Here is a 13,161-nt window from a genome sequence, read left to right on the forward strand (position 1 = left end):
TCGACGCCGGCCTTTTCCTTACGTATAGTTTCAGCCATGGACGAGCACGACGCACCGCTTCCGAACATTCCGGCAGAGTCTGCCAGGACAGGCGACTACGGCCGGACGGACTTCGGCGGGCACGGCAACGTTTCCAAGAACGACGCGCGGGTCCTCGCCTATGACGAATGCGATGCGGGTAACGCTTCCATCAGTGTCGTGATGGCCAGCGCGGCGGTGTCGACGCACGTCGGGGCTACCTTGCTCAGCATACAGAACGATCTCTACGACCTCGCCGCCGACCTGATGCAGCCGACGGACAGCGAGGAGCCGGCGCAGGCACGCATCGTGCCGGGCCACACGGAGCGGCTGGAGCGGGCGATCGAGCACTTCGCGCAGGACGCGGAAGACCTCAGCGGCATGATCCTCCCCGGCGGCACGCTCGCGGCGGCGCTGCTGTATCAGGCCCGGGCCACTGTGCGGCGGGCCGAACGCGCCGTCTGGGCGGCCGTGGAGGAATTCCCGGACAGCGTCAACGCGGAGTGCGCCCGCTACCTGAACCGGCTCTCGAGCCTGCTGTTCGTCCTGGGCCGGGTCGCCAACGCCGAGCACGGCGACGTGATGTGGGTGCCCGAAGCCTCGGTCCGGCCGGCCGATCCGGAGCCCGAGGTCGGCGAGGCCTGAGCCCCGTCCGGCGGCCCGGACCCGCGTTCGGAGCAGGGCACCGGCTGTAACGGACGTCTCATCCACCAACCCGCCCCGGCTATCCTGAAGTGATGACAACCACAGCGCCGGCGGTTTCCGCTGCGTCCCCTGCGCCCCCGGTGGCCCCGGTGCGTGCGCTGGTCCGCGGGCTGTCGGTACTGAACGCCTTCGACGAAGAGCATCAGGCGATGCGCGCGGCGGAGGTCGCCGCGCGGGCGGGCCTGAACCGCGCTGCCACTGCCCGGGTCCTGCGCACTCTCCACCAGCTCGGCTACGTGCGGATCAGAGGCGACAAGTTCTTGCTGACCCACAAGGTCCTGGAACTCGGCCACGGCTACATCTCCGGCGTTCCCCTGGCGGTTTCCGCGCGGCGCCGCGCTGAGGAGCTGACCGCGGCCTTCTCCGAACCCTGCACGGCCGGAGTGCTCTCCGGCGCCGAGGTAATCTGCATCGCCGGCACCCGCGCCCCCGGCCTGATCCGCAGCGGGCTCTCGGTCGGGGCCCGGATTCCGGCGCACGCCTCTTCCATGGGCAAAGTCATGCTGGCCGACCTCAGCGACGAAGAGCTGCGCCGGGTCGTCGGGGACCGGCTGAGCCGACTCACTGGCAACACCATTGGGCGCCTTGACACCCTGCTGGAAGAGATCCACACCGTCCGCTCCCGGGGCTACGCCACCAATGACAGCGAGCTGCAGCCCGGCCACCGCACCATGTCCGTGCCGGTCCGCGGCCCGGACGGCCGGGTCGTCGCCGCCATCGGGGTCAACATGCTTCGTTCCGGGCCGGAAGCCCTCGAGGCCGCCACCGCCGAGTACCTCCCGCCGCTCCAGGCCGCGGCCCGCCGAATCGAGGAGGACCGCGCCCGCTTGTCACACGATTAACCGGCCGGCGGATGGTCTTGGAATACTGGTACGGCTCGCTCGAGCAACCGAACCCGGTCGCGCCGGAAGGAAAGCCCACGTGAACGACCAGATTTTCCAGTACATGGCCATGGTCCTCTATATGGCCGGCATGCTCGCAATAGGCTGGTGGGCGTACAAGCGGACCAGCGACCTCGACGACTATATGCTCGCCGGCCGCGGCCTCAAGCCGGGCGTGGCCGCGCTCAGCGCCGGCGCCTCGGACATGTCCGGCTGGCTGCTGATGGGCCTGCCCGGCGCCCTCTATGTGAACGGCCTCTTCGAAGCCTGGATCGCCATCGGGCTGACCGTCGGCGCGTGGCTGAACTGGAAGTTCGTGGCACCGCGGCTGCGCTCCTACACCGAGGTCTCGAACGACTCCATCACCGTGCCGAGCTTCCTGGAGAACCGGCTCAAGGACAACTCGCACATCCTGCGCGTCGTGTCCGGCCTGATCATCCTGGTCTTCTTCACCTTCTACGTTTCCTCCGGCATGGTGGCCGGCGGCATCTTCTTCGAATCCTCGTTCAACTCCACCTACACCATCGGCATGCTGCTGGTCGGCGGCGTGACCGTGCTCTACACCCTCTTCGGCGGCTTCCTCGGCGCCAGCTACACCGACGTGGCACAGGGCCTGCTGATGTTCGCCGCCCTGCTGGCCGTGCCCATCGCCGGCCTCTTCGCCACCGGCGGCCTCGGCGCCACCTTCGACTCAGTCCGCGAGGCCGACCCGGCCCACCTGAGCCTCTTCGCCGGCGGCGCCGTCGCCGGCATCTCGGCCGCGGCATGGGGCCTGGGCTACTTCGGCCAGCCGCACATCATCGTTCGCTTCATGGCGCTGCGCTCCCCCGGCGAAGCCAAGGCCGCGCGGCGGATCGGCATCGGCTGGATGGTCATGACCGTCCTCGGCGCCACGGCCACGGCCCTGATCGGCATCGCCTACTTCCGGCAGAACCCGCAGGCCACGCTGACCGATCCGGAGTCCGTCTTCCTGGACCTTGCCCAGATCCTGTTCCATCCCTTCATCGCCGGGCTGGTCCTCGCCGCCGTGCTCGCGGCCATCATGAGCACCATCTCCTCGCAGCTCATCGTCTGCTCCTCCGCGCTGGTCGAGGACCTGTTCAAGATCGTCGCGAAGCGCGAGGCCTCGCCGAAGACGCAGGTCATGCTGGGCCGGCTCGGGGTGCTGGTCGTCTCCGTCGTCGCGGCCGTCCTCGCCTGGAGCCGCAACGACACCATCCTCGGCCTGGTCGCCTTCGCCTGGGCCGGGTTCGGCGCCTCCTTCGGCCCGACCATCCTGCTGTCGCTGTTCTGGCGAAAGCTCACGATGCCCGGCGCCCTCGCCGGCATGGTGGCCGGCGCCGTCACCGTCTTCACCTGGGGCAACTCGGAGCTGACCGACACGATGTACGAGATCGTCCCCGGCTTCATCCTCAACGTCGTGGTCGCGGTCGTGGTCAGCCTGCTCACCTTCCGGCACAAGCCGGAGATCGAGGCGGAGTTCGACGCCGCGCTCAGCGGGCTCAAGCCGGAACCGGTCGGCGCCGGCGCACGCTAGGCGCTAACGACGGCGGGGCCCGGCCGGGTGCCCGGGGCCTCCTGGGCGTTCACTCGCGCCACAGTAGCCGGCGGGGGCACCGGAAGCGGTGGCCCCGCCATCGTCGTCAAGGTCAACACCGGAAACCCGTGCCCCCGCTGTCGTCATTGACGCCCCAAGTGGTTTGCGCTTCCCAATCACTTGGTGGATACTGGTGCCCTGCCCTACGTCCAAGGGAAAACCATGTCCTTGCCCCGCGCCATGCGACCCTTCGTCCACCGCGACTACCGCGTCCTGATCGCTGCCCTGGCGATCTCGATTTTCGGCACCGGCATGTGGGCGGTTGCCATGGTCTACCAGGTCATCCACCTCGGCGGCGGGCCGGTGGAGCTCTCCATAGTCGCGACCGCCTCCAGCATCGGCCTGCTCGCGTTCGTGCTGCTGGGCGGCATTGCCGCGGACCGGCTGCCGCAGCGCCGGCTGATCATCGCCGTGGAGGCTGCCAACCTGCTCGCGGTCGGCACTGTGGCGGTGCTGGCCGTTACGGACCTGCTGCAGTTGTGGCACCTGGCCGCCGCCGCATTCCTGCTCGGCGTCGGCGCCGCGTTCTTCTTTCCGGCCTACTCGGCGATCCTGCCGCGCATCCTGCCGGCGGAGGACCTGCTGGCCGCCAACGGGATGGAAGGCACCATGCGCCCGCTGCTGCAGATGGCGGCGGGGCCCGCCGCGGCCGGCATGATCGTGGCCGCCTTCTCGCCCGCGAGCGCGACGGCCTGGATCGCCGTTTGCCATCTGTCGGCGCTGGTCATCCTGACCTTCCTGAGCCGCGCGGTGGCGTCAGCCGCGCCGGCGGCCGCGGAAGGACCGTCCGGCGAGATTGGCCCAACCGACGCGGGCGGCCCGGAGGCCGCAGCCGGCCGCTCATCGGTCTGGCGCGACCTGCGCGAGGGCGTCGCCTACACGGTAAAGACCCCGTGGCTGTTCTGGACCCTGCTGTGGGCCGTCGTCTACGTGCTGCTCTTCATCGGGCCGATCGAGGTGCTGCTGCCCTTCGCCGTCGCCGACCAGCTCGGCGGGGACTCCAGCACGTTCGGCTTCCTGCTCGGCACCTACGGCGCCGGCGGGGCGGTCGGCGCGCTGGCGACGGCATCCTTCCGGCTGCCCCGGCGCTACCTCAGCGGCATGCTGCTGCTTTGGGGCGTCGGCTCGGTCCCGCTGGCCATCACCGGCTTCGCCACGAACTTCTGGGTACTGGCCGCCGCCCTGTTTGTCGTCGGGCTAACCGGGGGCGCGGGCCAGGTCATCTGGGGCACGCTGTTGCAGCGCCGCGTCCCGCCGCACCTGCTCGGCCGGATTTCCAGCCTGGACTTCTTCGTCTCCCTCGCGCTGATGCCGGTATCGATGGCACTGGCCGGACCGCTGGCCGCGGTGGTGCCGATCTGGCTGATCTTCCTGGTGGTCGGGCTCATCTCGCCCGTGCTGTCCGTACTCGCCATCGCCTGCGGCGGCATGCTCAAGGACGAGATCGCCCATCCGCTGGACCGGGAGGCGGCCCCCGTCGACTGACCGGCTTTGCCATACCTAGAGCTGCTATGCTTCAATGCGTAGTAGATCTAGGTATGGGAGGCGCAGTGCGCATCGATAAGGACCTGGTCGCCGCTTCGGCCACCCCGCTGGTGCTGGGGATCCTGGCGGAGGGCGACCTGTACGGCTACGCGATCATCAAGCGGGTGAGCGAGCTGTCGGCCGGGGGCATGCAATGGACCGACGGGATGCTCTACCCGCTGCTGCACCGGCTGGAGCGGCTCGGCTATGTCTCCTCCTCGTGGGGAACATCCGAGGCCGGGCGGCGGCGCAAGCACTACGCGATCACGGCGGCGGGCCGCGAGGCACTCGCCGACCGGCAGGAGCAGTGGGCCGTCGTTGCCGACGCGCTGCGGCAGGTCTGGCAGTCCGCCCAGCTGCCGCCCGTCGTGACGGAGGGGTGGGCATGATGGAGGCGCACGCGGAACTGGAGGCACAGATCGGGCGGTGGCGCGGGTACGTCCAGCGGCGCCAGGCGATCTCCCCGGCGGACCTCGACGAGCTCGAGGACCACCTGCGCGAGCAGATCGCCGACCGGCGGGCCACGGGGCTCGACGACGAGGAGGCCTTCCTCGTCGCCATCAAGCGCATGGGCAACCTCGACGCCGTTTCCCGGGAGTTCGCACGCGAGCACTCCGACCGGCTGTGGAAGCAGCTCGTCCTCGTCCCCGAGGACACCGACGACGCCGGCGCCGGGCGCTGGCGCGAGCTCGCGGTGGTCCTCGCCCTGGCGGTAGGCGCCGGGCTGACGGTCAGGGCCGGGATGGCGTGGCTCGGCGACGGGACCGCTTTCGTCCGCAACGCCGGCCTGCTCGTCATCCCGTTCCTCGCCGCCTACTTCGCCTGGAAGCGGCGGCTCGGCGCGCGGCCGGTGGCGGTGCTGCTGGCCGGATTTGCCGCGCTGGCGGTGGCCCTCAACGCCTACCCGTTCTCCCCCAACGGTTCCACTGAACTGCTCGCCGCGCTGCATGCTCCCGTGGTGCTCTGGCTGCTGGCCGGGATCGCGTACGCCGGCGGGCGGTGGCGGTCCGACAACCGGCGCATGGACTTCGTCCGCTTCACCGGCGAGCTGGCCATCTACTACACGCTGCTGGCGCTGGGCGGCGCCGTGCTGATCGGCCTGACCTTCGCGTCGCTCCAGATCGTCGGCGCCGACTTTGAGCCGGTCCTGGAGGGCTGGATCCTGCCGTTCGCCGTCCCCGGGGCGCTCGTCGTCGCCGCCTGGCTCGTCGAGGCCAAGCAGAACGTCGTCGAAAACATCGCGCCGATCCTGACCCGCGTCTTCACGCCGCTGACCATCGCCATGCTGCTGGCCCTGCTCGCCGTACTCACCGCCGCCGGCGGCTTCGCCGAGGTCGACCGCGGCCTGCTCATCCTGATGGACGCAATCCTGATTCTGGTCCTGAGCCTGCTGCTCTACTCCATCTCGGCGCGCGACTCGCTGGCCGCGCCCGGGCTCGTCGATGCCCTGCAGCTGGTCCTCGTCATCGCCGCCCTCGCGGTGGACGCCGCGATGCTGACCGCGATGCTGGCGCGGATCGCGGAGTTCGGCTTCAGCCCGAACAAGATCGCGGCGCTGGGCCTGAACCTGCTGCTGCTCGTGCACCTGGTCCGGGCGGGCTGGCTCACCCTCGGGTTCCTGCGCGGGCGGCGCCCGTTCGGCACCCTCGAGCGCTGGCAGACCCGCTATCTCCCGGTCTACGGTGCCTGGGCCGCCGTCGTGGTCCTGGTCTTCCCGCCGCTCTTCGCCTTCGCCTGATCCGCGATCCGAGACCTGCGGGGGGGGATCGTCGTTGAAGACCCGCCAGTACGTTTGGCCGGCAGGCACAGCCACATGGCGGCGGGAGCAACAAGCTTCCGCCGCCATGTGCGGGACCGGGCTGCGTCGCCCGGCCCCGGAACCGCCGTCGTTATTGCAGCCGGACTAAAGCGCAGAGACCTTTTCCCGCTCGGGCTGGACGCGGCTCCGGGCAGGGCCCAGCATCCGCACGGCAACCGCGGCCACCAGCACAACCGCCCCGACGCCCAGGTACAGCTGGACCGGACTCCACGCCGCGTCCAGCAGTGCGCCAGTGATCATCGGCGCGACAATGGCGCCGGCACGGCCGATGCCAATGGCCCACCCCACGCCGGTGCTGCGCGTGCGGGTGGCGTAGAGCGAGGGGGTGATGGTGTAGAGGCCAGCGATGCAGCCATTGATGAGCATGCCCACTCCCACGCCCGTGACGAAGGCCAGCGCCAGCATCGCGGCAGTGCTGATGAACAGGACCATAGAGGCCGCAGAGAGCACGGCGAACACGATGAAGACTCCCCGGCTGCTCCATTTGCCCGCCAGCACGCCGTACAGAATGGAGCCGAAGGTTCCGCCCAGGGTGAGCATCAGGCCGCCGACAACGCCCTGCTGCTCGGTCATTCCGGCCTCCACAAGGAGCCGCGGCGTCCAGCTGTTGACGAAGTAGAAGCCGAACATCGTGGCGAAGAAGGCCAGCCAGATCAGTAGGGTGGTCCGGCGCTGCTCGGGGGCCAGCAGTTCACCCACCCGGTTCCGGCCGGGGGCCCCGGCATCGGCCGCGGGCGTGGCGGCCAGCTCACCGACCGCCGGCTGGCCCAGGCGGCGGGCGATCTTGTTGAGACGCTCGACGACGTTGCGGGGCCGCTTCGCCAGGAGGAAGTCCACCGATTCCGGCAGCAGCACCGCGAGCAGCGCCAGCGCCAGGGCCGTGGCGGTGCCGCCGAAGATAAAGACCGAGCGCCAGCCATAGCTGCCCTGCAAGGCCACCGCTGCCATGCCGCCCAGTGTCGCGCCTACGCCATAGCCGGCGGTGTAGATGCCGATGCACAGTCCGCGCCGCCGGTCGGAGGAGTACTCACTGGCGATGACGTTGGTGCAGGCCAGGATGCCGCCGACACCGAGCCCGGTGACCGCGCGCCACAGGCCCAGCTCACCGGCGGAGTGCGCCGTGGCGGACAGGAACATGCCGCCCGCGGCCAAGGCCAGCGACACGAGGATCAGCGGGCGGCGCCCGAAGGCGTCGGCGAACGGGGCCAGGCCCAGCGAGCCGATGGCCATGCCCACCAGTCCCGCGCTGAGAAGCAGGCCGAGTTCGGTCCCGCTCAGGCCGAAATCGTTGGTCACGCTGGTGGCGGTGAAGGCCATGGCCATCACGTCGAAGCCGTCCAGCGCATTCAGCAGGACGCAGAGTCCGATGATGAGCCACTGGTACGGCGACATGGCCGACTGGTTGATCCGGTCGCGCAGTTCCATTCGTTCTTCCTTCTTGTGCAGCCGGAGTCCGGCGTCAGGATACGTCGATAGTGATGATGGCGGGGCCGGCGGGCGAGGCGTCCGCCCTTGCGCCGGTTTTCGAGGTGACGCCGCGGGAGACGCAGCAGCACATCTTTTCCGTGGCCTTCTGCTGGCGCTCGCTGTAGAACACGTCGCGGTGGTCGATGCCGCCGTCGAGCGCCAGGATCCGCACCTCGCAGAGGCCGCATTCGCCCTTGCGGCAGTCGAACATCATGTCCGCTCCGGCGTCTTCGAGGGCCTCCAGCATGGAACGGCCCTGCCCGACCTTCGCCTCGATGCCAAGCCGGGGGACCTTGACGATGAACTCCTCCGGGTCGAACCAGCCGCTGTTGCCGAAGGTCTCGTAGCGCAGGTTCGGGGAATCGAGCTCGCGCTCGGACCAGGCCCGGCGGACGGCGTCCATCAGCCGGATCGGCCCGCACATGTAGAGCTCCGTGTCCAGGTCCGCCCCGGCAACGAGTTCGTCCACCTTCAACGAGGTGCCCTCGTCGTCGACATGGACCACCAGGTTCTCCCCGTGCCGCTCCTCCAACTCGGCCAGGTACGCCATCGCGGCGCGGCTGCGGCCGGCATATACCAGCGTGTAGCTGGCCTTGAGCCGCTGCAGGACCGCCGCCATGTTGGCGATGGCCGTGATGCCAATGCCGCCGGCGAGCAGGAGGTAGCGCTCGGCACCCACCCGCAGCGGGAAGTTCTGCAGCGGCTGCGTGATCTCCAGCTGCTGCCCGGTTTCCAGCCCGTGCATAAAGACCGAGCCGCCGCGGGACTGCGGAGCCCGCATCACGCTGATCACCAGGCGGCCGGCGTCGTCGGACTCCACCACGGAATAGGAACGCTTCTGCTCCTCCCCGCCGATGGTGACCTTGACATCGATGTGGGACCCCGGTTCCGCCGCCTTGGGCAGGGCGGGTTCCAGCACAATGCGCCGGATGTCCGTCGCGACGGTGTGGATTTCGACGACGGTGGCCCGCTGCCAGACTTCGGTATTCGTTGCTGCCATTGTTCTCTGCCTGTCTCTCGATCGGCCGGCTCAGGCGGTCGGGACCAGGCGGCCCTCGGCGTCGAGCATCCGCTCGATCAGCCTCCGCACCCACATGCCCCCGGCGTCGATGTTGAGGTTGTAGAACTCGTAGTCCGGGTTGGCGTCGATGGCTTCCTGCTGAGCCTTGAGCATCTCCTCGTCCTCGCCGAACACGCCGTGCACGCCGTTGCGCAGCTGGGTCGTGATGAGCTGGCTCTCCAGCCGGTAGTTGCGCATAAACGCCCAGAAGTAGTGGCAGGATCGATCAGTTTCCGGGGTGATCGTGTTCATGACGAAGCCGTTCACGCCCTGGCTGCGGTCGCCCTCGGGTGCCCCAGTGCCGGCGGCCGCCACACCGACGTCGATGCAGATGGTGGACGGCGCCTGGAAGGTGATGATCTGCCAGCGGTCCACCCTGCCCTCGAACCCGGGGAACTTGTCCCGCATGTTCTTGAGCCAGAACGGCGGCGCATCGATGTCCAGCATCCACCGCGAAACCGTGACGGTGTTGCCGTCGTGCGAGACGACGAAGTCGGACTCGCTGAGCTCCTCCTGGCCGATCGAGGACGAGTGCACGAACTCCTCGTGCGTGAGGTCCATCAGGTTGTCCAGCACCAGCTGGTAGTTGCACGGCGCATGGATCGTCTCGCCGTCCCCGGCCCACTCCTCGGAGGACATCTGGTGCATGTCCGGCACCAGGTCGGGGTCCGCCTTGGTCGGATCACCGAGCCAGACCCACACATAGCGGTGACGCTCGACGACGGGAAAAGACGGGACGGTCGCGCTCGGGTTGATCGTCTCCTGGGCCGGCATGGACATGCAGCGGCCCGCGGAGTTGTAGACGATGCCGTGGTACGGGCACTGGATGCCATCCTTGCCGACGGTCTTTCCCATCGACAACGGGGCCAGCCGGTGCCAGCACGCGTCGGCGAGCGCCACGGCCTTGCCGTCCTCGGTCCGGTAGAGCGCCACCGGGCGGTTGGCGATCCGGCGGGACATCGGAGTGCGCGTGACCTCGTGGTCCCACGCCGCCACGTACCAGGCATTCAGTGGGTGCCCGAGGACCTTATTGGTCGTCGAACTCTGGGATTGGACAGCGGTCACTGCGGATCCTTTCGGCTGATTCAACTATCTATCTCCATAGATAGTGCTCTGGGTCACCAGAATAACTATCGATATAGTGATTTGCAACACCCGCGAGAAGGAGCCTGGAAGCCCGTGAGCCTGCGATACGCCCTGCTGGCGCTGCTCAGCGTCGAGCCCATGACCGGCTACGACCTTTACAAGGAATTCGAATCCTCCGTCGGCCACGTCTGGCATGCGCCGGATTCCCAGATCTACCCCGAGCTGCGACGCATGGAGAAGGACGGACTGCTCGAGGGTGAAGAGGTCGCCTGGGGCCAGCGGGGGAAGAAGCGTCAGTACCACATCACACAGGCAGGAACAGAGGCCTTCCGGGACTGGATGAACGGGACCCTCGAGTACTCGCGCGAGCGCGACCCGGCCCACCTCAAAGCGGCCTATCTGGAGTGGGCCGCGCCGGAGGCCGCCCGCGAGCAAATGCGGGCACACATCCGGCACCACTCGGCCCAGCTGGAGCAGTGGCGGGACAAGGTCCGGGAAATCGAAGAGGGCAGCAGCCCGATGCTGGCCCGGAGGCTGGCCAGCCTGCCGACCTCGGACCGGGAAAAAACAACGGCCTTCAAAAAGTTCACCTACCAGGGCCTGATTTCCCGGGCCGAGCAGGAAATCGCCTGGGCGCAGCAGGGCCTCGCCCTGATCGACGAGCTCTATCCCGGCAGCTGACGGCCGCCCCTTCTCGCCTCAGCAAAAACCAGCTAGTGTTTCCGGCAATCCCGCCGAGGTTGGAGGAAGCCATGGATACCGTCAGCGTCCGGTACATCGTCGAGGACATCGATGCCGCCGTCCGGTTCTACACCGAACTGCTCGGCTTCGAACTGCGGATGCAGCCCGGCGGCGGATTTGCCATGCTCACCCGCGGCAGCCTGCGCCTGCTGCTCAACACCCCGACAGGTCCGGGAGGCGCCTCGCAGCCGATGCCCGATGGCCGCCGCCCGGAGCCCGGCGGCTGGAACCGGATCCAGTTCGAGGTCGGGGACCTGGCCGCCGAGGTGGACAGGCTCCGCAGCCAAGGTGCCAGCTTCCGCAACGACATCGTCTCCGGGATCGGCGGCCGGCAGATCCTGCTGGAGGACCCCGCCGGCAACCTAATCGAGCTCTTCGAATCCGGCCGCCCCGACGCGCCGTAGGCGCCCCTAGCCCGAGTACTGCTTCCGCAGGTCCGCCTTGCGGATCTTGCCGCTCGCCGTGCGCGGCAGGTCATCCACGATCACCACGCTCTTGGGGATCTTGTACCGCGCAACCCGTCCCGAGAGGTGGTTGATGACGTCGTCGCCCGTGAGCTGGAAGCCGTCCCGAAGGGTGACGATTGCCCGCGGGACCTCTCCCCACTTCTCGTCCGGAACACCGATCACCGCGACGCTGCTCACCGCCTCGAGCTCCACGATGACCTGCTCAACCTCGGCCGGATAGATGTTTTCACCGCCGGAGATGATCATGTCCTTCAACCGGTCCGAGATGAAGAGGTAGCCCTCGTCGTCGACATAGCCCATGTCCCCGGACCGGAACCAGTCGCCGTCGGCGTAGCTGTCCGCCGTGGCATCAGGACGCTGCCAGTATTCCTTGATGACGTTGGGGCCCTGGATCTGGATCTCCCCCACCTCACCCGGACCGGCCGGCCCGCCCAGCGGGTCCACGATCCGGACGTCGGTGAAGAAGTGCGGCAGGCCGGCGGAACCGGCCTTCTCCCGCGACTTGTCCGACGCGAGCGTGGTGGTGCCCGGCGCGGTCTCGGTCATTCCGTACCCGTTGGTGAAGGACAAACCACGCGCCTCATAGGCCTCCAGCACGCGCATCGGAACCGCGGAGCCGCCGCACGTCAGCTTGTTGAGCGAACTGACATCGGTGGTATCCCACGCCGGATGTTCACAGATCAGCTGGAACGTCGTCGGCACGCCGCTCAGGGTGGTCACCTTGTACCGCTCCACCAAGTGCAGCGTCCGCCCCGGATCGAAGCGCGGCTCCAGGATGACGGTGGCGCCCTTGAGCAGCGACGGCAGCACTCCCATGCCCAGCGAGGCCACGTGGAACATTGGCGCAATCATCAGCGACACATCCTTGCTGGACAGATCGAAGTCCACCAGCACGTTGAAGCTGTTCCACGTCATGTTCGCGTGGGTCAGCAGGGCCCCCTTCGGGCGGCCCGTGGTCCCGGACGTGTAGAGGATCATGGCCGGATCATCGAGCGCCACCTCAAGGTCAAGGTGCGTGTCGGCTCCGGAGGCGATGACGTCTTCGAAGAGTTCGACGGCGGCGCCCGCCCCGTCTTCCGGCGCGCCTTGCGCCGCGGCGTCCTCCACGACGATGCGGCGCTCCACCCCGGTATCCCGGGCCCCGCCGACGGCCAGCCCGTCAAGGCTGCGCGCGTTGACCAGGATCCGGCTGCCCGAATCCTCCAGCGCGAACTGGATCTCGGGCGGCGCCAGCCGGGTGTTCAGCGGAACAAAAATGGCGCCTAGGGTGCCGCAGGCGAAGAACGTCTCTAGGAAGGCCGCATGGTTTTCGCCAAGGTAGGCGACCCGGTCGCCCTTGGCAACGCCGCGGTCCGCGAAAGCATTAGCCAGGCGATCCACGCGGCTGGCGAAGTCCGCGTAGCTCAACTCGGCCCCGCTGCTGACGAGCGCCACCTTATCGGCGAACTTCCTCCGCCTGCGGTGGATCCACGTCCCGACCCCTTGGTTGTGCATCGTTACACGTACCCTTCGCTATTCGTTCCGACGACGGATCTGAGGACCGAGTCCCTTCACCAAACGAGCCGGTGAGTCCCGTCACATGTTCGTACCCATACGTTAGGAACTATTGATTGAATAAGTCAATAGTTGTGAAAACGCTGAATACCGCCCGCGGAAATCAAAACCGTTGACAACTTCAATCGATAGTGATGCACTGTGTTTCGCACCACACACATCCCAGACCCTTCGATCAGCGTGGATCAATAGGCCACAGTTATTTGAGCTTCAGACTACATAACTGGCGTCCATTGTCCGGC

General features: G+C 68.0%; 12 protein-coding genes. 8 read left to right on the forward strand and 4 right to left on the reverse strand.

The window, feature by feature from the left end; genetic code table 11:
• Positions 1 to 36 precede the first annotated feature (36 nt).
• From OC550_RS15035 to OC550_RS15060, 6 genes are all read left to right on the forward strand, one after another.
• Positions 37 to 663, forward strand: a complete 627-nt coding sequence (locus OC550_RS15035; RefSeq protein ID WP_262106729.1) for a cob(I)yrinic acid a,c-diamide adenosyltransferase — start codon at positions 37 to 39, stop codon at positions 661 to 663.
• 92 nt (positions 664 to 755) lie between these two features.
• A complete protein-coding gene (locus tag OC550_RS15040; RefSeq protein ID WP_262106730.1) occupies positions 756 to 1,565 on the forward strand; it encodes an IclR family transcriptional regulator C-terminal domain-containing protein in 810 nt (269 codons plus the stop codon).
• Between the two features lie 79 nt (positions 1,566 to 1,644).
• Entirely contained in the window at positions 1,645 to 3,141 is a 1,497-nt protein-coding gene (gene putP, locus OC550_RS15045) for a sodium/proline symporter PutP (protein ID WP_262106731.1), read from the forward strand.
• Between the two features lie 222 nt (positions 3,142 to 3,363).
• On the forward strand, positions 3,364 to 4,686 hold the full coding sequence (locus OC550_RS15050) for an MFS transporter (protein WP_262106732.1): 1,323 nt from the start codon (positions 3,364 to 3,366) through the stop codon (positions 4,684 to 4,686).
• 65 nt (positions 4,687 to 4,751) lie between these two features.
• A complete protein-coding gene (locus OC550_RS15055) occupies positions 4,752 to 5,114 on the forward strand; it encodes a PadR family transcriptional regulator (protein WP_262106733.1) in 363 nt (120 codons plus the stop codon).
• Positions 5,111 to 6,463: a permease prefix domain 1-containing protein gene (locus tag OC550_RS15060; RefSeq protein WP_306556939.1), complete on the forward strand. Its 1,353-nt coding sequence runs from the start codon at positions 5,111 to 5,113 to the stop codon at positions 6,461 to 6,463. The genes OC550_RS15055 and OC550_RS15060 overlap by 4 nt, the downstream gene beginning before the upstream one ends.
• A gap of 165 nt (positions 6,464 to 6,628) precedes the next feature.
• Here the strand turns inward: OC550_RS15060 and OC550_RS15065 are convergent, their stop codons facing one another.
• From OC550_RS15065 to OC550_RS15075, 3 genes are read right to left on the reverse strand one after another with little or no spacing between them, the layout of a single operon-like run.
• A complete protein-coding gene (locus OC550_RS15065) occupies positions 6,629 to 7,969 on the reverse strand; it encodes an MFS transporter (protein WP_262106735.1) in 1,341 nt (446 codons plus the stop codon).
• 34 nt (positions 7,970 to 8,003) lie between these two features.
• The gene (locus OC550_RS15070; RefSeq protein WP_262106736.1) at positions 8,004 to 9,011 is read right to left on the reverse strand and encodes a PDR/VanB family oxidoreductase; all 1,008 of its coding nucleotides are present in this window, start codon (positions 9,009 to 9,011) and stop codon (positions 8,004 to 8,006) included.
• 30 nt (positions 9,012 to 9,041) lie between these two features.
• Entirely contained in the window at positions 9,042 to 10,136 is a 1,095-nt protein-coding gene (locus tag OC550_RS15075; RefSeq protein WP_262106737.1) for an aromatic ring-hydroxylating dioxygenase subunit alpha, read from the reverse strand.
• A 114-nt stretch (positions 10,137 to 10,250) separates the two neighbouring features.
• On the opposite strand from OC550_RS15075, the gene OC550_RS15080 reads away from it, so the two are divergent.
• Entirely contained in the window at positions 10,251 to 10,838 is a 588-nt protein-coding gene (locus OC550_RS15080) for a PadR family transcriptional regulator (RefSeq protein WP_262106738.1), read from the forward strand.
• A 71-nt stretch (positions 10,839 to 10,909) separates the two neighbouring features.
• The gene (locus OC550_RS15085; RefSeq protein WP_262106739.1) at positions 10,910 to 11,302 is read left to right on the forward strand and encodes a VOC family protein; all 393 of its coding nucleotides are present in this window, start codon (positions 10,910 to 10,912) and stop codon (positions 11,300 to 11,302) included.
• A 6-nt stretch (positions 11,303 to 11,308) separates the two neighbouring features.
• On the opposite strand, the gene menE is transcribed toward OC550_RS15085, so the two are convergent.
• Positions 11,309 to 12,859, reverse strand: coding sequence for an o-succinylbenzoate--CoA ligase (gene menE, locus OC550_RS15090; RefSeq protein WP_262106740.1), 1,551 nt, complete (start codon positions 12,857 to 12,859; stop codon positions 11,309 to 11,311).
• Between the last annotated feature and the right edge of the window lie 302 nt (positions 12,860 to 13,161).

Origin of the sequence: Arthrobacter sp. Marseille-P9274 (assembly GCF_946892675.1) — a bacterium.
In the GTDB taxonomy this organism is placed as follows: Bacteria; Actinomycetota; Actinomycetes; order Actinomycetales; family Micrococcaceae; genus Crystallibacter.